The organism is Algoriphagus sp. AGSA1, assembly GCF_021390545.1.
Taxonomy (GTDB): Bacteria; Bacteroidota; Bacteroidia; order Cytophagales; family Cyclobacteriaceae; genus Algoriphagus.
Genome location: NZ_JAJUWR010000010.1, coordinates 70,104 through 92,821, shown reverse-complemented (window position 1 = coordinate 92,821; position 22,718 = coordinate 70,104). Strand labels below are relative to the sequence as shown.

Annotated in this window: 16 protein-coding genes; 13 read left to right on the top strand and 3 right to left on the bottom strand. The window is 44.3% G+C overall.

The annotated features are described in order from the left end of the window. Window positions 1-773: 773 nt before the first annotated feature. Both lysS and LZF95_RS09535 read right to left on the bottom strand, forming a co-directional pair. Window positions 774-2,477: a lysine--tRNA ligase gene (gene lysS, locus LZF95_RS09540; protein WP_233754760.1), complete on the bottom strand. Its 1,704-nt coding sequence runs from the start codon at window positions 2,475-2,477 to the stop codon at window positions 774-776. Window positions 2,478-2,701: 224 nt separating this feature from the next. Next, window positions 2,702-3,886 (bottom strand): proline dehydrogenase family protein, encoded by a 1,185-nt coding sequence (locus tag LZF95_RS09535; RefSeq protein ID WP_233754759.1) that lies wholly within the window; start codon window positions 3,884-3,886, stop codon window positions 2,702-2,704. A 653-nt stretch (window positions 3,887-4,539) separates the two neighbouring features. Between LZF95_RS09535 and LZF95_RS09530 the strand changes: the two genes are divergently transcribed. The 9 genes from LZF95_RS09530 to LZF95_RS09490 all read left to right on the top strand — a co-directional run bounded on the left by LZF95_RS09530 (window position 4,540) and on the right by LZF95_RS09490 (window position 16,118). Continuing rightward, the gene (locus tag LZF95_RS09530) at window positions 4,540-5,637 is read left to right on the top strand and encodes a chorismate mutase (RefSeq protein WP_233754758.1); all 1,098 of its coding nucleotides are present in this window, start codon (window positions 4,540-4,542) and stop codon (window positions 5,635-5,637) included. A 173-nt stretch (window positions 5,638-5,810) separates the two neighbouring features. After that, window positions 5,811-6,854, top strand: coding sequence for a 3-dehydroquinate synthase (gene aroB, locus LZF95_RS09525; RefSeq protein WP_233754757.1), 1,044 nt, complete (start codon window positions 5,811-5,813; stop codon window positions 6,852-6,854). Window positions 6,855-6,880: 26 nt separating this feature from the next. Continuing rightward, window positions 6,881-8,110, top strand: a complete 1,230-nt coding sequence (locus LZF95_RS09520; protein ID WP_233754756.1) for a 3-phosphoshikimate 1-carboxyvinyltransferase — start codon at window positions 6,881-6,883, stop codon at window positions 8,108-8,110. Then, window positions 8,110-8,934 (top strand): prephenate dehydratase, encoded by an 825-nt coding sequence (locus LZF95_RS09515; protein WP_233754755.1) that lies wholly within the window; start codon window positions 8,110-8,112, stop codon window positions 8,932-8,934. Before LZF95_RS09520 ends, LZF95_RS09515 begins: the two co-directional genes overlap by 1 nt. An 8-nt stretch (window positions 8,935-8,942) precedes the next feature. Further along, the gene (locus tag LZF95_RS09510; protein ID WP_233754754.1) at window positions 8,943-10,088 is read left to right on the top strand and encodes a pyridoxal phosphate-dependent aminotransferase; all 1,146 of its coding nucleotides are present in this window, start codon (window positions 8,943-8,945) and stop codon (window positions 10,086-10,088) included. Window positions 10,089-10,208: 120 nt separating this feature from the next. Continuing rightward, a complete protein-coding gene (locus tag LZF95_RS09505; protein WP_233754753.1) occupies window positions 10,209-11,057 on the top strand; it encodes a prephenate dehydrogenase in 849 nt (282 codons plus the stop codon). Between the two features lie 389 nt (window positions 11,058-11,446). Continuing rightward, window positions 11,447-12,418, top strand: coding sequence for a galactose oxidase (locus tag LZF95_RS09500; protein WP_233754752.1), 972 nt, complete (start codon window positions 11,447-11,449; stop codon window positions 12,416-12,418). A gap of 238 nt (window positions 12,419-12,656) precedes the next feature. Beyond that, window positions 12,657-13,358, top strand: a complete 702-nt coding sequence (locus LZF95_RS09495; protein WP_233754751.1) for an SIMPL domain-containing protein — start codon at window positions 12,657-12,659, stop codon at window positions 13,356-13,358. Between the two features lie 231 nt (window positions 13,359-13,589). Further along, on the top strand, window positions 13,590-16,118 hold the full coding sequence (locus tag LZF95_RS09490; RefSeq protein WP_233754750.1) for a phosphocholine-specific phospholipase C: 2,529 nt from the start codon (window positions 13,590-13,592) through the stop codon (window positions 16,116-16,118). Between the two features lie 493 nt (window positions 16,119-16,611). Here LZF95_RS09490 and LZF95_RS09485 read toward each other — a convergent pair whose 3' ends face one another. Continuing rightward, a complete protein-coding gene (locus tag LZF95_RS09485; protein WP_233754749.1) occupies window positions 16,612-18,786 on the bottom strand; it encodes a radical SAM protein in 2,175 nt (724 codons plus the stop codon). A gap of 217 nt (window positions 18,787-19,003) precedes the next feature. Between LZF95_RS09485 and LZF95_RS09480 the strand changes: the two genes are divergently transcribed. The 4 genes from LZF95_RS09480 to LZF95_RS09465 all read left to right on the top strand — a co-directional run bounded on the left by LZF95_RS09480 (window position 19,004) and on the right by LZF95_RS09465 (window position 22,550). Next, complete coding sequence (locus tag LZF95_RS09480; RefSeq protein WP_233754748.1) at window positions 19,004-19,894, top strand: dienelactone hydrolase family protein; 891 nt, start codon at window positions 19,004-19,006, stop codon at window positions 19,892-19,894. Between the two features lie 168 nt (window positions 19,895-20,062). Next, the gene (locus LZF95_RS09475) at window positions 20,063-20,224 is read left to right on the top strand and encodes a hypothetical protein (RefSeq protein WP_233754747.1); all 162 of its coding nucleotides are present in this window, start codon (window positions 20,063-20,065) and stop codon (window positions 20,222-20,224) included. 718 nt (window positions 20,225-20,942) lie between these two features. Continuing rightward, window positions 20,943-21,725 (top strand): NYN domain-containing protein, encoded by a 783-nt coding sequence (locus LZF95_RS09470; protein WP_233754746.1) that lies wholly within the window; start codon window positions 20,943-20,945, stop codon window positions 21,723-21,725. Between the two features lie 141 nt (window positions 21,726-21,866). Continuing rightward, a complete protein-coding gene (locus tag LZF95_RS09465) occupies window positions 21,867-22,550 on the top strand; it encodes an NAD-dependent epimerase/dehydratase family protein (RefSeq protein ID WP_233754745.1) in 684 nt (227 codons plus the stop codon). The last annotated feature ends 168 nt before the right edge of the window (window positions 22,551-22,718 follow it).

Sequence of the window (22,718 nt, the reverse complement as noted above, 5' to 3'; positions counted from 1 at the left end):
GAAGAAAATTCAGCCCTTTTACTAACCGGATAAAAGTAGTGCTCTTCACTTACAAAAGTGGTTCTTTCTATCCAAGAAAAGAAAATATTATTTGAAGAAAACCGTGAGTGGAGGCATTCACTGTTGCCATATTCCTTAGTTAACAAAACACCTCGGATATAAATCGCTACTCATAAGTCCAAGCCCTTCAGGTTTGATCCAATCTCATTCAAACTCATCATTTCCATGGGTTGCCCCCATGGCTATTCATAGTTTGATCCTTTAGGGATCAGAGGTATTATCAGGTGAAAACAATAAGGGATGACTGCGAGGCATCCGAACAATGAATAGCCACCATGAAATGGATGGATCAGTTAGTCTGCGCCCACGTGAGTGTCTCCACTCACATGTTCAATACCCAAAATAATTTGCTTTATCCATGAATTAGGAAGCACTCAATCATTTCACTACCGAATTAAACCCGGATTTTGCATTAGGTTTCGTTAAGAGACCAATAATTGCGATAAAATCAGGCTGTTTGGAGACTGAGGCATAGCAACGCTATGGTGAAGTCGAAAATTGCAACGCAGTGACTGATTTTGAAGCAATTATTGGGCGCAATAGAAATGCTAATGCATAATGCGGGTTAAATAAACTTCCAACCGAAGATTGTAAACCCTATATCAGTTAGCTGTGAGTGAAAACACTCATAACGGCAAATGCCTTTGTGTTTACTTCGTGGCTAATATCAAAAAAACCGAGCCTCTCAGCCCGGTTTTCAATTCCAATTTCTATCAAAGCGGATGAACCGTCAGCAGATCACCGTCCTTTTGGACTTTGGCCAGTTCCTTTTTGGTCAAACCTTTGATGGCCACATCCCATTTCTTGTTGCTTAGCCCGGTTTGATCTTTCAGCTTGGTCAAGTCTATAGGATGCTCTTTCTTAAGTAAATCCAACACCAGTTTCTCCTCTTCGGTCGTTTCTACCTGTTTTTTCTCCGGTCTCATCTGAGGGAAGAACAATACCTCCTGAATTGTGGTATTATTGGTCATAAGCATGGTCAGTCGGTCTATACCTATACCCAGACCTGAGGTAGGGGGCATACCATATTCCAATGCACGGAGAAAATCCTCATCCATGGCCATGGCTTCGTCGTCACCTCGTTCAGCCAGCTTTAACTGATCTTCAAAACGCTCACGCTGATCGATCGGGTCATTTAGCTCGGTGTAGGCATTTCCAATCTCCTTGCCGTTCACAAACAGTTCGAAACGCTCTACCAACCCAGGCTCAGTTCTGTGCTTCTTGGCCAATGGAGTCATTTCTATAGGATAATCCGTGATGAAAGTAGGCTGGATCAAGTTAGCCTCCACCTTCTCCCCGAAGATCTCATCCACCAGTTTGCCCTTACCCATGGAATCATCCACTGCTATTCCCATTTCCGCACAGACTTTGCGCAATCCTGCTTCATCCATCTTACTTACGTCCACGCCTGCGTATTCTTTGATGGAGTCATACATGGTCAGTCGTCTATACGGTCCGGCAAATTCAATTTCGTGGTTGCCAACTGTGATGTTGGTTTTGCCATGGATTGATTGCGTCACCTGCTCGATCATCTCTTCCACCATTTTCATCATCCAGATGTAATCCTTATAAGCCACGTAGATCTCCATGGAGGTAAACTCCGGGTTATGCGTGCGGTCCATGCCTTCATTTCGGAACATCTTCCCAAACTCATACACCCCATCAAATCCCCCAACAATCAATCTCTTAAGATAAAGCTCATTTGCTATACGTAAATAGAGAGGCATATCCAAGGTATTGTGGTGTGTATTGAAAGGGCGTGCAGCGGCACCTCCGTGAACCGCCTGCAAAATCGGGGTCTCCACTTCCAACCATCCATGATCGTCGAAATAGCGACGCATTTGCGTGATGATTCTTGAGCGAGTGATGAAAACTTTCTTCACTTCAGGATTCACTGTCAGATCCACATAGCGCTGACGATACCTGAGTTCAGGATCTGTAAATCCATCGTGCACATTGCCATCCTCATCTCTCTTCACGATGGGAAGAGGCTTCACAGCTTTGGAAAGCACAGTCAGTTCCGTCACATGGAGCGAGATCTCCCCTGTCTGTGTAGTAAAAATATACCCTTTCAAACCCAGGAAGTCACCTATACCCAAGAGCTTTTTGAAAACAGTATTATAAAGCGTCTTGTCTTCTCCTTCACAAATATCATCCCTTCGTACATAGAATTGCAGACGTCCGGTAGCATCCTGGATCTCCCCAAAGGAAGCCGAGCCCATAATCCTGCGGCTCATCAATCGCCCGGCGATGGAAACCCCCTTATAGTCGTTCTTCCGGTTTTCATAGTTTCTATGAATATCTTCCGCAGTGACATTGATAGGAAATGCCTCTGCCGGATATGGATTTATCCCCAGCTTCATCAATTCTTCCCGGTCTTTACGACGCTCAAGTTCCTGTTCGCTTAAAAGTTGCATTGTATTGATTTGAAATTTGTTGTCCTATGTGTTGTTAGGTGACTGATATCCGATGTCAGGTGTATGTTCAACTTTTTCAACATTGCCACTTTTCAACCTTCTACCTTTCATCTATTACTATTTACTACTTTCTACTCAAGGGGGCTTCGACTCCGCTCAGCCTGACCAAACTGTTGCCTAAATCAATGATAACTGAACCACTGTGACTGGACACTGCCCACTGCTCACTTACTCCTCTTCCGTCTTATTAATTCCCGCTTGATCAACTCAAACTCCCGGCTGCTCTGTCCCGCTATACTGGAGTTCTCTGCCGCTCTGCGTGTCAGGTATGGCATTACCTTTTCCACAGGGCCATACGGCACATATTTCAATACGCGATAGCCCGCATTGGCCAAATTGAAGGAAATGTTGTCACTCATTCCATACAGCTGACCAAAGAAAACCTGATCTGACTTGGGATCAATCCCAAATTTATCCATCAGCTCCACGACTAACAAGTTACTGTTCTCATTATGCGAGCCACTCATTAGATAGACCAGCTGATGATTAGCCAGGCAGAATTCCACCCCTGCATCATAATCCCTGTCTGTGGCCGCTTTGTCCGGCTGGATAGGACTTGGATATCCAAGTTCCTCCGCCCGCTCACGTTCCTTCTCCATATATGCCCCCCTTACAAGCTTTGCGCCCAGCTTAAAGCCAAGCTCCTCAGCCAGCATCTTAGCTTCCTTCAATCTTCCCAGCATATCCGCACGATACATCTGAAAAGTATTATAAACCACACAACGCTCCTTATTGTACTTTTCCATTGCCTCATAGGTCAAGGAATCCACAACATCCTGAAACCATGATTCTTCGGCGTCAATGAGGATTTTCAGTTTCAGATCATGGGCTGTTTTACAAAGTAAATCCACCCTCGCCTTGCATCGCTGGAAAGCTTCTTCTTCGGCTTGGGAAAGCTTTTCCCTTGCTTGGACTTTGGTCAGAATATGATAATCCCCCAAGCCTGTGACTTTCACCACACCAAACGGCAGGTAATCAGTTTTGGCGGATTCTATCAAGGTCTGTCGAATTTCCAGGGTAGTTTTTTCAAAGCTCTCCTCGTCACCTTTTCCTTCCACAGAATAGTCCAAACATGATTCCACCCCATATTCAGCCAGTTTTTTACAATCTTCCACACTTTCCTCTATCGTCTCACCTCCGCAGAAGTGTCCAAACATGGTCCGCTTCATTATCCACTTGATCGGAAGACGAAACCTTAGTGCAAAATGAGTCAAGCCAATGCCTATATCTGATACCGTTTTATTGTTCAGCAAGGCAAAGACGAGATACATCCTTTTTAGCTCCGCATCTGATTTGGACGCAAAGGCTACTTTTAAATTCTCAAAAGAAATATTGGGTTGGGCGGGCATAATCCTCAAATAAGGCTGCAAAGATATCAAAAAAACTACTTTAGGACAGGTATCCTTTTGATAAATGAGTCAAGACTTACCTGTTCTTATTCATGGCTTTATATGGAAAAGTATCCAGCAAAAAACACCATTATTCCTCGATCCAAAAAGACAGTTGAACAAAGCGGCTGACAGAGAATTGGCAGAGTACACTCATTATCAAGTACTTTCCTGATTTTTTTCCTGGAATAATTCTAAAAATTTCAAAACATTAACAGAATATAATTTCGCAGCACCTCATTTTTAGGCTTAGAATTACACAAAACACAAAGAATTCAGCTAGGTATTAGGGGAATGTTAATTAAAGAGAAGAAAATTTATTTTGTTTTTAAAATTTGGTCTTGTACATTTGGCACATGTTAAAAACAGCAGCGACGTATTTTACCTTCTTTTACTTTTACTTTCGAAGCCAAAATCGAATCGGTGCTGTGTATTGCCTAGCCAAAAACTAAAAGAAAATATAAACACATAAAGCCCGATTCGAGAGAGTCGGGCTTTTTTTATTTAATGCTCAGAAAGTTATGAAATCAAGCATGACGAAAAATGCCACAAAATGGGATGACTATAAACCATGCGAGATTCCATATGGCCAATAAAAATCAAATTATAATCATATGAAAGCACACAAACAAATCAAAGACTGGGGCTTGGGCCTGACCGGACCCACCATCATCGCAGGACCTTGCTCCGCAGAATCCCCAGAGCAGATCGAAAAGATCTGTTTGGAAATGAAAGAGAACAACATGATTCCTTCTATGTTCCGTGCAGGGATATGGAAGCCAAGAACCAGACCGGGAAGCTTCGAAGGCATAGGTGAAGAGGGATTGAAGTGGATGGAAATCGTCCGTCATCATCTGAATATCCCGATCACAGTGGAAGTGGGAAATGCAGCCCATGCTGAAATAGCTCTAAGAAACAATGTGGATGTCGTGTGGGTAGGCGCAAGAACTACCGTCAATCCATTCGCGGTACAGGAGATTGCAGATGCACTCAAAGGATCTGATATACCCGTAATGGTGAAAAATCCGATGAATCCAGATCTCGATCTATGGATGGGGGCTTTGGAAAGATTCCACGCTGTGGGATTGGATAAACTTGCTGCCATCCACAGAGGATTCTCTGACGCCTACGACAAACGATTCCGAAATAAACCAAACTGGTCTATGCCAATGCACCTGAAGCGGGTGTGGACTGGCATGGAAGTAATCAATGACCCATCCCATATCGTGGGCAAAAGAGACGGCATCCTGGAGATTTCCCAGAAAGCGATGAACTTCGGTTTAGACGGCTTGATGATCGAGACACACCATGATCCAGACAATGCATGGTCCGATGCCAAGCAGCAAGTGACCCCGGCAAGATTAAAGGAAATCATTGCAGCCATCGACTTCAAGAAGCCGCTGGAATCTGAGCAGCCAAGCGAAAGACTGAATGATCTAAGAAGAGCGGTAGATCACTTGGACGATCAATTGCTGGATATTCTTCAGGAAAGATTTGCAGTGATCGATCAGATCGGAGCACATAAAAGAGAGCACCACTTATCCGTATTTCAGTCTGATCGCTGGAAGGAAGTGATGGAAGGACGTACCGCAAAGGGAGTTGCCAAAAACCTTAGCGAGAAGTTTATGCGTGAGTTGCTCTATTGTATCCATGAGGAGTCAGTAAAGCGTCAGGAGAAGCAGCTGAGAGAGGCTGATCCGGTTAAAAAATAAATTTAACTAGCTGTGCTTACATATACTTCTCAATTCCTACATGTTTTGAGATGAAAGCAGCTAGGCAAAAACAGTAAATTCATACTACTGAGCTTATTCAAGTCTGAGGGGAAGGATCCCTCTCCCCTTAGACTTTTTCAGTTTAATTTCAGCCTTAGCAAACTCTATTCTTCGTGAAGCCAATTATCTTTTCTGAAAAGGCATCCGTGGATCTGACCGCTGTTCTCAGCGAAATCAGATTTTCCCGCCTTTTTATTCTCACAGATGAAAACACCAAGGAACATTGCCTTCCTCTGGTAGAGGAAATTTTCCCTTCCAACACTACCTTTTTCACTATTGATGCGGGTGAAAAAAACAAAACCATCGCTACCTGCATGCAAATCTGGGCAGCTATGACTGAAGCCCAGCTTGACCGAAAAGCCCTATTTCTGAATATAGGTGGAGGGGTGCTGGGTGATATGGGCGGTTTTTGTGCAAGTATTTACAAAAGAGGCATCCGATTTATCAATATGCCGACTACCCTACTTTCCCAAGTAGATGCCAGCGTGGGTGGTAAATTGGGCGTGGACTTTGAAGGACTGAAAAACCATCTAGGAGTATTCAATGAACCAGAAACGGTCATTGTGGCATCAGAATTCCTGAAATCTTTGCCAGAAAAGGAGATTCGTTCTGGTTATGCTGAGATCATCAAGCATGGATTGATCAGAGATAAAGTGTATTTTGAAAGCCTGGATTTTGACAACTGGGCAAATTCCTATTGGACTCCACTGATCCACCATTCTGTAGGGATAAAAAAAGCGGTGGTAGAAGAAGACCCAAAAGAAGCCGGACTTAGGAAAATCCTAAATTTTGGGCATACGATCGGGCATGCTTTCGAAACCTATTTTCTCGATGGCCCTAGACATCTATTACATGGAGAAGCCATTGCTGTAGGCATGATTTGCGAAGCCTGGCTGTCTCATAAGAAATTAGACCTTTCTATGGCCGAACTGAAACAGATTCAGGAGGCTTTACTGAAAGTGTACGGCAAAATAGAAATCCAGGAAAGCGATTTAATCCCAGTGCTGGATTTTTGCCTGCAAGACAAAAAAAATGAAGGCAAAGAGCTCATGTTTTCTTTGCTAAGTTCGATTGGCGAATGCACCTATAATATTCCCGTCACCAGGGAAGAGATCCGTGAAGCCATACATTATTACCAAAACCTATCTCATTCCTAATACTCAGTCCCTTGAAAACCGAAACCATGGAAGTTATTCATCTGGCTCAAAAATCAGATTTCACCCATACCCACATCCCTCTCCCCTCCTCCAAAAGTGAATCCAATCGCGTCCTGATTATAGATGCACTGACTAAAGGAAAAAACACACTCAGCAACCTAGCGGAAGCCAGGGACACGCAGACGATGATCAGCTTGCTGAAGAAAAACCCGCCGGTTTTTGACGTGTTGGATGCTGGCACGACCATGCGGTTTTTGACAGCATATGCGGCAGTCACCAACCAAAATAAAGTAATGACCGGAACGGCTCGTATGTGTGAGCGGCCGATCGGGATTTTGGTGGATGCACTGAGAACTGTGGGCGCTGAGATCCATTATTTAGGCGTGGAGGGCTATCCTCCGATGGCTGTACATGGACTAGCTGAGCAGAAAAGTAAAACTGTGAACATCCGAGGAGACGTCTCTAGCCAATACATATCAGCCATGCTGATGATTGCCCCTTTGCTACCGCAAGGCTTGGAAATTGTGCTGGAAGGGAAAGTAGGCTCCAGATCCTACATAGAAATGACGCTGGATACTATGAAGCAATTTGGCATAAGCTATTCATGGCAAGAAAATAGGATCAGCATAGCGCCTCAAGCGTATCAGCCCACAACTTTTGCAGTGGAAAGTGATTGGTCAGGAGCAGGATACTGGTTTAGTCTGCTGGCATGCGCTGATTCCGGGGAATTATTTTTGGAAGGACTGAAGGAAAACAGCCTACAGGGAGACTCGGCGGTAGTAAATATCATGGGACAACTAGGCGTAAAAAGTACATTCCAAAACGGAGGTGTTTTGTTGCAGAAAAAAGAAGTAACGGGATTGAAAAACTGGGACTTCACACACTGCCCTGATCTGGCGCAAACTATCGCCGTGACCTGCGCAATTTTAGGTCAAAACGCCATCTTTAGCGGACTGGAAAGTCTGAAAATCAAAGAAACTGACAGAATTTTCGCCCTTCAGCAAGAGCTCGCCAAATTCAATGCTGACCTGAAAGAAATCGAACCGGAAGTATATCAGGTAGTCCCTTCTGTCACTATGCCTTCTGAGGTAAAGATCCATACCTACGAAGATCATAGAATGGCTATGGCCTTTATGCCTTTGCTCACCAAGACCCGTGTCAGCATAGAAGACCCGTCTGTAGTGAACAAATCTTACCCAAGCTTTTGGAAGCATTGCCAGCTTGCCGGAATATCCGTTCTTAATCAGGACAACTAATGGCACAGCTCAAAATAGCAATTCAGGGAGTTCTCGGCTCCTTTCATCACCAAGTTGCACTGCGCAATTTCGGTGAAGACATATCTATTTTAGACTTCACTACATTCGAACCTGTAGCCAGAGCTGTGGCAAGGGGGGAAGCGGATTTTGCTGTGATGGCCATAGAAAACTCAATAGCCGGAGCGATTTTGCCCAACTACGATCTCATCGATCGCTATGGTCTAAGCATCCGTGATGAATACTATCTACCGATAGGACACCAGTTTATGGCCCTTCCAGGGCAGAGCATTCAAGAGATCAGAGAAGTGCGCTCCCACCCTATGGCCTTGTTGCAGTGCAAGGCATTTTTTGCGCTGCATCCTCATATACAGCTCAAGGAAGATACAGACACCGCTTCTGTGGCTCGGGATATTGCCGATGGAAACTGGAAAGGCGTAGCGGCGATTGCATCGACAATAGCTGCTGATATTTATGGGATGGAGATTTTGGCGCCGGACATTCAGACGGTGAAAAACAACTTTACCCGCTTCATCATACTACAGAAAGATGCCGTAAATTTAGAAAAACCAGTCAACAAAGCATCCATCAAAGTCACGATTCTGAACGAAAAAGGCGGTCTGGCCAAACTTCTGACGCTCATCGCCGAAAATGGAATAGACCTGAGCAAAATCCAGTCAATTCCCGTGATCGAAAAACCTTGGGAATATGCGTTTTTCCTCGACTTGGTTTTTGAAGATCATGCCATTTTCTCACAGACAATTGAAGAAATTAGGGCTAGCTTTGGCGAGGTGAAAATTTTTGGAGAGTACCAAAGTAGAAAATAAGAATACACATGAAAGGCTTTGCAGAACGAGTAGGAAGCGTGGAGGAATATTACTTTTCGGCCAAGCTCCGTGAGGTAAACCAGATGATTGCTGAAGGCAAACCTGTGATAAACCTTGGCATAGGAAGTCCGGATCTGGCTCCGGACAAAGTGGTGGTGGATGCACTGAGAAGTACCGCTGAAAACAGCCAGGCCCATGGATACCAAAGTTATCAGGGGATCCCTGAACTCAGGGCTTCTATTGCTAACTTCTATTCCAGAGAATACAGCGTAACCTTAGACCCCACCAAACAAGTACTTCCAATGATGGGCTCTAAAGAAGGGATCATGCATCTCAGCATGACCTTTCTGAATCCCGGAGATGAAGTCCTGATACCAAATCCAGGATATCCCACTTACACCTCAGTGACTAATTTATTGGGCGCCATTCCGGTTTTTTATTCGCTAGACCTTACAAAAGCAGGCCGACCAAATCTGGAAGAACTGGAAAACCAAGACCTCAGCAAGGTGAAACTGATGTGGATCAACTATCCCCAGATGCCTACCGGGGCTCCCGGTAGCAGAGCCATTTTGCAGGAATTGGTGGCTTTTGCCAAAAAGCATGAAATCGTCATTCTACATGACAATCCATACAGTCATATCTTGACCAAGGAACCTATCAGTATTTTATCCATTCCTGAAGCCAACGATGTCGCTCTGGAACTGAATTCGCTCAGCAAGGCATTCAACATGCCTGGGTGGAGAGTCGGAATGCTTGTGGGCAGGGAAGACTGGATAGCAAAGGTGCTCAAAGTGAAAAGCAACATGGATTCAGGGATGTTTTTGGGGATTCAGAAAGGGGCGATCGCCGCACTGAATTTGGGAGAAAATTGGTTTGGAGATATACAAAGCACCTATCAAAGCCGAAGAAAACTGGTCTGGAAGCTGGCTGACAAACTGAACCTCACATACGACACCAATGCAGCCGGGCTGTTTGTCTGGTGCAAAGTGCCAGAGGGAAAGACAGCAGATCAAGTGGTGGACGAATTACTTTACGAAAGGAATATATTTATCACCCCGGGGAAAATTTTCGGATCGGAAGGCGACGATTATGTAAGATTTTCGCTTTGCATGCCAGAGTTTAAGATCCTGGAAGCTATTAACCGCATTAAATAACAAGTAATGAAATCGAGCCTGAAGTAATGAAATCGAGCCTGCCTACCGGACAGGCAGGTACGAGATTCCATAGCCTGCCCCGACCATTCGGGGTGACCGTTAAAAATCAATTATAAACACATGAAAAAATTACACATTGTCGGACTTGGGCTTTTAGGGGGCTCATTTGCCTTAGCGGCAAAAAACAAATTTCCTGAAATCCTGATTACAGGGACAGATGCAAATGAAAAGCACCTACTCGATGCCCAGAATCTGGGAATCATTCAAAAAGTCACTGATACACCGGATGCCGATACTGACATTGTGATTCTGGCCACCCCGGCTGATTCGTTGGGAGATTTGCTTTTGAAAACTCTTGGCCAAATTGGGGAGAACACTCTGGTTTTTGATGTGGGATCTACCAAAGCCAAACTTTGCGCCTTAGTGGCGGAGCACCCCAAAAGAAGGCAGTTCCTCGCTGCCCATCCTATCGCAGGAACTGAATATTCCGGCCCAAAAGCGGCCTTGACTGACTTACTGGATCGAAAGGTGTTGATTATATGCGAACTGGAAAAAACTGACTTAAACCTGAAAGAGAAGGCTTACCAGCTTTTTGACGCATTAAATCTGAAATTGAGATTTATGGATCCCGAGGAGCATGACCGACACCTAGCCTTTGTATCCCACTTATCCCATATTTCCTCATTTATGCTGGGCAAAACTGTTTTGCAGAAAATGGAGGATGAAAAAAACATCCTGGATATGGCGGGATCCGGCTTTGCTTCGACCGTTCGTCTGGCAAAATCAAGTCCTGCGATGTGGGCTCCTATTTTCACGGAGAACAAGGGAAATATTCTGTCAGCACTGGACGGGTATATTTCTAATTTGACGGCTTTTCGGGATAAAATCGCAACAAGTGATGGTCAGGGATTATCCGAAGAAATGACAGAAATCAATCTGATTAGGGATATTCTGGATCTGGAGAAATAGGCCGATTCCTGAAGTCGGAATTTCACTAAACGTCAGTTGCAGGAATACAGGTGGCGTGTTTTTAATTATATTTTAGCCTCTAGATGCACAGAGAACTTTACAAAGGTCACCGTTTTCAACTACCCATCAATTCCCAAATACGATCAAACCCAATATTGGAATAAATCGTTAATTTGTAAAAAAGAATAGAAAGATGGATTTAAAAGCAGCCAAACTTGAGGTAAAAGATTATTAATTATTGATATTTTTTTCCACACGGCAATCTCCAGATATTCTAGGCTATATGTAACCAATCTTTAAAAAGTTGAAATAATTACCACCTGAGTTAACCTAAATTTTTCTAATCAAAATCGCATATTTATATCTCCACCAAACCTAGCTTAAACCCCATGAAACACCTCTTGATTTTTACGTTTTTGCTGATTTCCATTGGAAGTTTCTCTCAATCAAAGGGTCATTGGACTACAGTTGAATCCGTCAATCATCCTCTGCCAAGACATGAAAACTCATTCGTAGAATGTGACGGCAAGTTCTATCTCCTTGGCGGAAGAGGCATCAAGCCAATCGAAGAATACGATCCGAAAACCAACGCCTGGAAAACTTTGGCCGATGCGCCAATGGAGTTCCATCATTTCCAGGCCATCTCATTTAAGAATGAAATCTATGTGATCGGAGCTTTGACTGGCGGATATCCTCATGAAACACCACTGACACACTTTTTGATTTTCAACCCCAAAACCAATACTTGGCGGGAAGGAGCTGAAATCCCTGAAGACAGACGTAGAGGATCTGCGGGAATAGTGGTCAGAGGCGATAAGATTTACATGGTATGTGGGATCGTGGATGGGCATTACGCAGATTTTGTGCCTTGGTTTGATGAATATGATACCAAAACCGGCAAATGGACAGCACTTCCTGATGCACCAAGGCCACGGGATCACTTTGGTGCAGTACTGGTAGAGGACAGGATTTACGCTGCGGGGGGCAGAACCTCGCATGCAGAAATCGGTAAAGTGTTAGATCTGGTAATTCCTGAAGTGGACTACTTTGATTTTACATCAAACGCTTGGAATACCGTAGAAGCAGCTTTACCTACACCTAGAGGCGGAACTTCTTCCATTGGAAAAGGGTCGTATTTGCTTGTCATGAATGGAGAAAGTACAATGCAGGAAGCTTCACATGCTGAAGTGGAAGTACTTGATACTAGGTCGGGAGAATGGTCACGGCTACCAGATTTAAATCAGGGAAGACACGGTACAGGGGCCATTTATTACAAAGGCAAACTTCATGTAGCCGCCGGAAGTGCCAAACGAGGTGGAGGCCCCGAACTGAATACTATGGAAGTACTGGAGTGGAAGTAAGGGGTTCGGATTATGGTCTGCACAATATATGATTATCAGAATTTGCCCACTCACTCCTCATTCCTTAATTTCTCTTAACGGCACCCTTCTCACTTAAATTTGGCTTTGGTTTTGAACATACGGATATAAAACTAACCTAACACATATGAAATCGAGCATGTCGAAGGCGACACACAAAGGGATGATTATCTACTATGCGAGATTCCATGTGACCATTGAAAAACAATTATAAACACATATGAAAAATTACTTAACTATACTTCTGGCTTTGTGTCTCGCAGTGCCAGTCTTCGCTCAGGACAATATGACCGTCCCTCTACTAGAAGTGGAAGGATTCAGTGAGAAAAAGATCGCACCCGATGAGGCCGCCTTCCATATCAATCTGGAAGAAAAGGCCATGAAGGTCACCGATGCGGTAAATGTGCTAAATAAAAAAACACAGATCCTATCAGATGCCCTTAAGAAAGCTAAAATCAAAGATTACAAGCTGATAGCGGATAATTACTCTGTGAATGTAAACCGGATTTACAGAAGCAACGTCTCCAGGGATTCTGGATATGTGGCCAGACAAACCCTAAGAATAACTACGAACAGTAAGAATGAGGATATTCAGAAAATAGTGGAAGCCATCCAAAGTGCCGGCGACATGAGTTATAATATAAATTATCAGATTTCTGAAGCGACCCAGAAATCCCTTGAGGATGAACTTCTTGCCCAGGCATTGAAGAACGCAGAAAGCAGAGCCCAGTTAATCGCACAGACATTGGGAATCAAATCAATCCGGGTGCACAGAGTGACTTTAGAATCTCAGCCTATTCCAATGAACTATGCCAAAATGGAAATGATGCGGTCTAGTGCAGATGCTGTCGCTGCCCCTCCTCTGCTAAATCCGGATGAGCAAAGCATACAAAAGCGAGTGTATGTAAAATACACCTATTGATATTAAGTCCGCTCAGGCGGACTTTTTTTGTGCCTTCCCAGGGTAACTTTTTTTCATCCCTTAGGATAAAGGAATGTCCCCTTTCCAGTCCCCATTAATCAAGAAAATAGTTATGTTTCTGATTGGGTTTCGCTTTCTATCTAAATCAATAAACAATAACAAAAAGGAAACCCTAAAAAGTCGTCCTCAAATAACAAAAGTCGCTATACTTACCCCATAAGAACAGGGAACATGAACGATTCAAGAAGAGAATTTTTAAAGAAAGCAGCCTTGATCACTGGCGGAGCAAGTATCTGGAGTGCTATGCCTGCTGCAATCCAACGTGCTATAGCCATTCCTGCCGCTCCAGGCACAACCTTTTATGATGCGGAGCATGTGGTCTTGCTAATGCAGGAAAACAGATCCTTCGACCATTCTTTTGGCACGATGAAAGGAGTCCGGGGCTTCAATGATCCCAGAGCTATCTCTCTTCCTGATCAAAACCCCGTCTGGCTGCAGCCGGACAAGGATGGAAACCGCTTCGCCCCTTTTCGGTTAGACATCAAGGACACCAATGCTACCTGGATGAGTGACATCCCACATTCTTGGGAAAATCAAGTGGATGCCCGGAACGATGGCAAGTACAACAACTGGATTGAGGCGAAAAGACCCGGAAAGGGCTATAAGGACATTCCACTGACAATGGGTTTTTACAGTCGCGAGGATCTTCCATTCTACTACGCCCTGGCAGACGCATTCACCGTATGTGACCAGCATTTTTGCGCAGCCCTCACAGGCACTACCACCAACAGAAACTACTTCTGGACAGGAAAAACCCACAGAGCGGATGGGGAAAAAGCCAAAGTCCGAAATGGGGAACTGACCTATACCAAGGAAGGGAACTGGAGGACTTTCCCGGAACTACTGGAGAACAATGGCATCTCCTGGAAAGTATATCAGAATGAAATCAGTATCACCACAGAACTGGAAGGTGAAGCCGAGTCGCTTTTGGCAAACTTCACAGACAACAATCTGGAGTGGTTTTCACAGTTCGGCGTGCGTTTTCACCCCGAGCATTACCTTTTTCTCCAAAAAAGAGAAAAGGAACTCCCTTCCGAAATCGCTGCTTTAAAGGTGACTATAGCCAGCAATCCTACCAATCTCGAAGATCTACAAAAAGAACTGAAGGAGAAAGAGGATAGCTTGGCCTATCTGGAAGTTTACCTGAAAAAATGGAATGCCGAAGAGTTCGAAAAGCTAACTGACTATGCTAAGAACCTACATAAAAAAGCTTTCCAAACGAATACCGGCGATCCGGATTATCATCAGACAGAAAAGCTCAGTTATCAGGAAAATGGGGAGCCTAGAGAGACCCTGATTCCCAAAGGAGATATACTTCACCAATTCCGCAAGGATGTAAAGGATGGTACTTTACCAACTGTCACCTGGCTGGTAGCTCCCCAGAAATTCTCTGATCACCCAAGTGCTCCATGGTATGGCGCCTGGTATGTCTCGGAGGTGATGAATATTCTGACAGAAGATCCGGAAGTATGGAAAAAGACGATCTTTATCATCAATTACGATGAAAATGACGGCTATTTCGATCATGTTCCTCCCTTCGTACCACCAAATCCTAAGGAACCAAACGGTAAAATATCCGAAGGACTATCCAGTGCTGGAGAATTCGTCACTGAGGAGGAAGAGTTAAATGCAGGTTTCAAACCCGATGAAGCAAGAACAAGCCCTGTAGGCTTAGGTTACCGGGTTCCACTGATCATAGTATCTCCATGGTCACGTGGAGGATGGGTAAATTCTGAAGTCTTTGACATCACTTCCACCATCCGGTTTTTGGAAACGTTCCTTTCTAAAAAAACGGGGAAATCCATTGAAGAAACGAATATCAGCTCATGGAGAAGAACTGTGAGTGGTGATCTTACCTCAGCTTTTAGACCTTATAACGGCGAGAAAATCCAACATGCGGAACCTATTAATCAGGAAGAATTTGTAAAGCAGATCTATAATGCCAAATTCAAAAACGTACCGACCAATTTCATAAAACTATCTGAAGCTGAAGCAAAAAGAGAAGTACAAAACCCAAGTAGCTCCTCGGTATTTCCTACACAGGAGCCTGGCACGAAGCCTTCTAATGGATTGAAGTATGACTTGCATGCGGATGGAAAACTAAGTCCTGATGGAAAGAAATTCATCATTGCCTTCTCAGCCTCACAGAAGATTTTCGGCAAAGATTCCTTAGGGTCTGCGTTCAATGTATATACACCTGGAAACTACCTTAGTTCAAAATCAAAAGCTTTCGAACCAGTGAAAACCTGGGCTTTCGCTGTGAAATCTGGGGACACTATCACTTATGAGTGGCCAATTGAAGAATTTGAAAACGGCAAGATCCACCTTAGAGTTTATGGACCCAATGGCTTCTATAGAGAATTCAGATGCAACAATTCTGACACTTCCATTGAGGTAAGTGCTATACCGGTTGTTAAAAGCAAAAAAGCCACGGGTGTTTTGGAGTTTAAAATAAAAAACCACTCCTCTTCGCGACTCACACTATTGGCTAGGGATGAAGTATATCAGAAAATAACAGAAGAACTTAGCCTATCTCCAAGATCCGGAAAAACCCTGAAAATCGACACCCTAAGTACCCATGGATGGTATGAAATCCACCTATCTACCCAAGAAAATCCGGATCTGATAATCACCTATGCCGGAAGACTGGAAACCGGGAAAGCCAGCATTTCAGACCCGCAGATGGGCAAAGTAAGCTAGAGAGACAACTAGTACAGCCTAGCTACACTGTCCCAAAAGCATGAAAATTATCACAAAGACCAGGATAGTTCCAAGACATCCTCCACCTAGTTTATAAGCTCCGTAGCCAGCGATTAATCCTTTGAAAAGGTTGTTCATATTGCGGATATTTAAGTTCTTAACTGATTGCTATGGCTTCAATTCACAAGTTGTGCCATAGCAGTTTTCCATCTACAAACACATTAGTAAACCCAAAAAATCAAGCTTTCAGGAAAATTGTTGGCTTTTTCAAGGCAACCTTTGAGTAAGAAAATCCCGATTTGAGACAAGAGCCATTTCCCAACTTGGGAAAAAGTTACTGTTGACCTGATGTTGTTTAGAAGATTATCTGGAAATGTATTAAGAGAAACGTGATTATCCGCAATGATGCCAGTAGCAGCAATATTCTCTTTGCTTTACTGGACGGAATACGGGTGACCGAAGTGACCTTCTTCTGTCTCCCGTCTTCCAGCTTTTAAAACACCAGCAAGCCCTGCTCTCTCAGGATTTCCCATACTTCAGATTCCAGCAGCTCTTCAAAATCCCCAATAGCCGATTCATAATTTTCCCGGATGGGCTTTAACGTATTTAGTTTTTGTCCATATCCCACAGTCAACAGCATTTCATATATCCACTGCCCCAAATCTAGCGGAAGTTCCATTGCAAAATCTTCCTTTTTGCCTGAAAAAATCAATTCTGAGAGCTCATCTTCCTCGAAGATTTGCAACTCCGGCTGGGCTCCAATCCATAAGATTCTGTTTCGATCTTTATACTCGGGTGCAGGCTCATTTTTAATTTCATTGGCAATGAAATTCTTCGGAACTGTAGTCCTTGGAACCTTGGTCTCAAACCATTCCTCCAGCGGTACATCGAAGCACACACCATGCATGTAATTGAAAAGTGATTTGCGCAGCCCCTCTCCAAAAAGCGCGTGATCGGCTCCAGTAGGGTCATCGTGAGGAAGATCATTGTTGGCAAAAGAACCTGCTGTCGGCATCAGATTCACTGCTCCGAAAGCTTTTGGGTCCAATCCCACCGGACTATGTGCCGTCATGGCAAATCTATGCCAGAAACCGGACTGAATCACTCCAGCCTGAATCAACTGCCTCACCATTTCCAAAGAATCAATCGTCTCCTGGGCAGTCTGTGTAGGAAAACCATACATCAGGTAGGCATGAACCATGATCCCTGCCTGGGTAAAATGATTCGTCACCTGAGCCACCTGAGAGACAGTCACCCCTTTTTTGATCAAGGCTAACAAACGATCAGAAGCTACTTCCAGTCCACCAGAAACAGCGATACAGCCTGAGGCCCGGAAAAGTCTGCAAAGATCCGCCGTGAAACTGCTTTCGAAACGGATATTCGTCCACCAGACCACCGAAAGTCCCCGGCGGAGAATCTCTATCGCCAGATCCCGCATCAAAGCTGGCGGTGCTGCTTCATCCACAAAATGAAAACCATTTTCACCCGTCTGTACGATAATCTCCTCAATACGATCACAAAGAATCGAAGCGGTGATCGGTTCATATCTTCCGATGTAATCCAGAGATACATCACAGAAAGTGCATTTCCCCCAATAGCAGCCATGGGCCAGTGTCATTTTATTCCAGCGTCCATCCGACCAAAGTCTATGCATGGGATTAGCCACCTCGATCACGGATAAATAATCCCTGATCAGCAGATCGCTGTAATCGGGCGTTCCCACTTCCCGCTGAGGTACGTCTTTGGCAGGACTACTATTGCAAAAAACGACCTTGCCTTCAATTCTGGTAAACGTCCTTTTCAAATCAGAAACGGGAATATCCCCATTCAGATGATCCAGCAAAAGTCTGATCGGGGCTTCCCCATCATCCAGCACGATAAAATCCATGTAATCAAAAACCCGGGGTTCTTTAAGCGAGCGCAATTCCGTATTTGGGTAGCCTCCCCCCATCCATAGTACCAGCTCTGGGTGATGGCTTTTCAGGTATTGCCCACACTTGAAAGCACCGTAGAGATTACCGGGAAATGGCACAGAAAAAGCCACAGTGGTAGGCTCATACTCCTGGATTTTTTGCTCCAGCAATTCACAGAGCAATTCATCGATCAGGCCTGAAGGCTGATTCAATGCTTCTTGCATCTCATCAAAAGAATTGGCGGACATACCCAACCGCTCTGCGTAGCGGCTAAACCCAAAATTCGGATCGATCTGCTCAGAAATCAAATCCCCGATATCCTCCAGATAAAGCGTGGCGAAATACCGTGCTTTGTCCCGTATTCCCAGTGTCCCAAATGCCCATTCCAGATCATCCAACTGCTCAAAACGGCTTGCCTCAGGCAAGTAATCTCCTTCGGCAATTCTATAGGCGAGAGTGGGATTTTTATCCTGCAAAAAAGCAATCACGGGATCAATTGTCCGCAGGTAGTTAGCCTTCAGACGCACTATACGGGCGGTATTATCAGACAATTCTGCCTGATTTACGTCTATTTCCTCAAAGATTTTGGTTAATCCAGCCTTGGAAAAAAGTCGCAAAATCACCTCAATCCCAAGATCTACCTGATTGGAGGCCACGCCGATTTGATTGAGGTACCCCTTCAGATAAGCTGTCGCCGGATAAGGCGTGTTCAGCTGGGTAAAAGGTGGGGTGATAAATAGAACTTTCGAAGCCAAGGTAATGAGAAGTGATTTGCAGTTGCAAGTTCGGAAGAATATAAGGAAGTTGGAAGCGGGAAGTTGGGAGGTGGGAAGTTGGGAAAGTTACGGTAGATTCCTATGTCTTACGTCTTGATTCTTGATTCTCATGTCTAGCGTCTAAAGAATTACACGAGCGAATTTATTTACTTCATGCAAATCAGTAAATTACCACAAACACTATAAAACCCAAACCATGCAAGAATTAAGAAAAGAAGACATCAACCAAGAGGTTTTTGATCTATACGATGCATACGCTCACAACAAACTGGAGCGAAGACAATTCATCGAGAAACTTTCCACTTACGCCGTCGGCGGAATCACTGTCGCTGCACTGATGAGTGCGATGATGCCAAATTATGATGATACCCGCACGATCAAATCCGACGATACCCGCTTGGCTTCGGATTACGTCACCTACGATTCTCCAAAAGGAGGTGGCAAGATCAAAGGACTTCTTTCCACTCCGACAGGTACTTCCGGCAAAGTCCCTGGAGTAGTAGTCGTTCATGAGAACCGTGGCTTGAATCCTTACATAGAAGATGTGGGAAGAAGAACGGCAGTGGCAGGATTTATCTCCTTGGCTCCGGATGCCCTTACCCCACTCGGTGGCTATCCGGGAAATGACGATGAAGGGCGTGCAATGCAAAGCAAAAGAGACCGAAATGAAATGCTGGAGGATTTTATCGCAGCTTATGAATACCTGAAAAACCATCCCAATTGTACGGGAGAAGTGGGTGTGGTGGGCTTCTGCTTTGGCGGATGGATAGCCAATATGATGGCAGTGCGGATTCCGGAACTTGGCGCGGCAGTGCCTTACTATGGAGGTCAACCTTCAGCGGAAGAAGCTGTCCAGGTCAAAACACCATTAATGCTGCATTTCGCAAGTTTAGACGAGCGGGTAAATGCCGGCTGGCCAGCCTACGAGGAAGCCCTAAAGGAAAACGGAGTAGAATATCAGGCATTTATGTATCCAGATGTGAATCACGGTTTTCATAATAATACCACTCCCCGCTACGATGAAGCGGCAGCCACTTTGTCTTGGGAAAGGACAGTTGGTTTTTTTGAGGAAAAGTTGAAGGGGTAAATCTTAAGAATTTGAAGCTGCTACTGAAGCCGCTACACTTGATTGGACAGGAGGTTAATCTCTCCTAACTTTAATCAATGATTGACAGCAGATCAATAAGAACCTTTGGTAAAGCCTTTAAATTGATGGTAGTTGAACTACACAAAACCGGCCTAAACCACACACTTTATGAACAAAATAAGAATTATTGGACTTGTCCTTATAACCATTGGAATTGGAGTGATTTTCGCTCCTTACAATGATTTAACTGGCTTTTTATCTGGTTGTTTTATTGGGGGTGGAACAGTAATGCTTATAACAGGTAAAATCGGAAGAAATAAATCCAATTAAACTGATAGACCAGCGGTGCCGGTCATCACAAAGGATCAATTTTCCGCCCAAGTGAGTGTCTCCACTCACTTGATTAGAGACTTAATTCTTAAACAGCTAAAAAAGTTGTGAGTGGGGACATGCACAACAGCGAAGAGAGGAATTTGTAATCGCCCCACTTATTTATAGGAATCGTAAAAGTAGTCTGTGAGGACACAGACCACGGCAGTATAGCAGAGAAATAGTTCAACCCCTTCAGGGTTGTTATTCTCTATTCAAAGTCCTTGTTATCCACGGGTTTCACCCGCGGTTATTGAAAGGTTCGACCACTTCGTGGTCAGTTTTAAAAATCGTGACAAAAACGAATGATCCTGAAAGGATCAAACTTCTCAATAACCATGGGTTGCACCCATGGTTAAAAGAATATCTCACGATTCCATTCGACCCCATCGGCGGTCGAACTATCGAGTAACCTTCGATCTCCCACCGCCCAAGTGAGTGTCTTCACTCACTTGATTTTTGGTTATTTCGAAACATTAATTAAATGACTTGAAGAAAGTTGTGAGTGAGCACTCACAACGGCGACACATTCATCAAGTGGTCTGTTAGGACACAGACCACGGCGGCAGAGTAACACATTCACCTTCAACATTCCTCTTAAAAAGGATTTTCCCTCTCCAATTCCCCACCTCGGCGTATTAATTGCTAGCTTTAGATTGAATACATTCAATTTTTATAAATGGAAAACAACAAATTCAACATCGCCGTCCTGATAGATGGGGATAATGCCCAGGCAAAACTGATCAAGGAAATACTCGAAGAGGTTTCCAAATACGGCAAGGCTACCATCCGGAGAATTTACGGCGACTGGACCACTCCACATATGAACAGCTGGAAGGAGATGATCAACCTTCACTCCTTCAGTCCCATCCAGAAATTTTCCTACACCACCGGCAAAAACTCCACCGACAGCTCCATGATCATCGATGCAATGGACATACTCCACAGCAAAAGTGTGGATGGATTTTGCATTGTTTCCTCGGATTCAGATTACACGGGATTGGCAAAAAGAATCCGTGAAGAAGGTTTGTTTGTGATGGGAATAGGCCGAAGGATCACTCCGAAAGCCTTTGTACAATCCTGTGAGATTTTCACTTATGCAGAAAACCTATTGCCTGAGGAAAAACCCAAATCCGCTCCCAAGAAAGTGGAGAAATCCCAGGTCAGTACCACACGAAAAAATGTAGTGATGACTGAGGAAGTCAAGAAAGAATTGCCTGAAAAAGAAACCGCGGAACTGGATCTGAGCATTATAGATAAGGCTTTCGAGATCTCTTCCGATGAGGAGGAGGAAATCCACATCGCCAAAATCGGGGCTTCTCTGAGAAAGATCGACCCGAGTTTTGATCCACGATCCTATGGCTTCCGCAATCTTACAGAGCTCTTTAGAAACCTCGACAAGTATGTAGTGGTGAAGAATCTGGTGAATGGATTGAACTATCCGCTGGTGAAGTTGAAGTAGTTATGGTGTAGGGTGACCGATGTCGGGTGTCGGGTGTAGCATCAATTTCAGTGTTAATCAACCATCAAAAGATTGGCTAAACTCTACGATGAGGCAGCACCGGACATCGGGCATCCGACATCGAACATATAATAAAAACTCATGGCACTGAAAATCATCATAACAGGAACTACAGGAATGGTCGGCGAAGGCGTCATGCAGCGCTGTCTGGAAAACCCGAAAATAGAAAAAGTTTTGGCTATAAGCCGCAAGCCAAACGGTCACCAACATCCGAAACTGGAGGAGTTAATCCATGGTGATTTAACTGACTTAAGCACTATAGAAAGCCGACTTACCGGCTACGATGCATGTTTTTTCTGTGCAGGAATATCTTCACTAGGAATCAGCAAAGAACAATACGAAATGATCACGTATGAGTTGACGCTGAGCTTTGCCACCACTTTAGCGAAGCTGAATCCCCAGATGACCTTCACTTATGTATCTGGCCAGGGAACCGACAGTTCCGAAAAAGGGAAAACCCATTGGGCCAGAGTGAAGGGAAAAACCGAAAATGACCTGAAAAAACTGTCCTTCAAGCAGGTTTTTGCATATCGCCCCGGTGCGATGAAACCCATGGAAGGAGCTATACACGTGCTTTCTTGGTATAAATACTTTGCATGGATATATCCCATTGGCAGAACACTATTTCCAAACGGTTTTAATACGCTGGCCGAGGTCGGGGACTCCATGGTATATGTAAGTTCAAATCACTATGATAAATTTATTCTAGAAGGCAGAGAGATTACCGAAACGGCAAATCTCCTGAACTTAAGCAAATCTATCTAAAGCTTTGATGAAAGTAAAAGTAGATTAGTTGCTAAACACTAAAATATTGACCACAGCTTAGCCCTCCCGTCACCTGTACTGAGCGGAGTCGCAGGATCGGTCTTCCGGCAAACACTATCAAACATCAAAGAAGGGCTAAATTCTACAGTGAAGCCGCAGCAGACATCG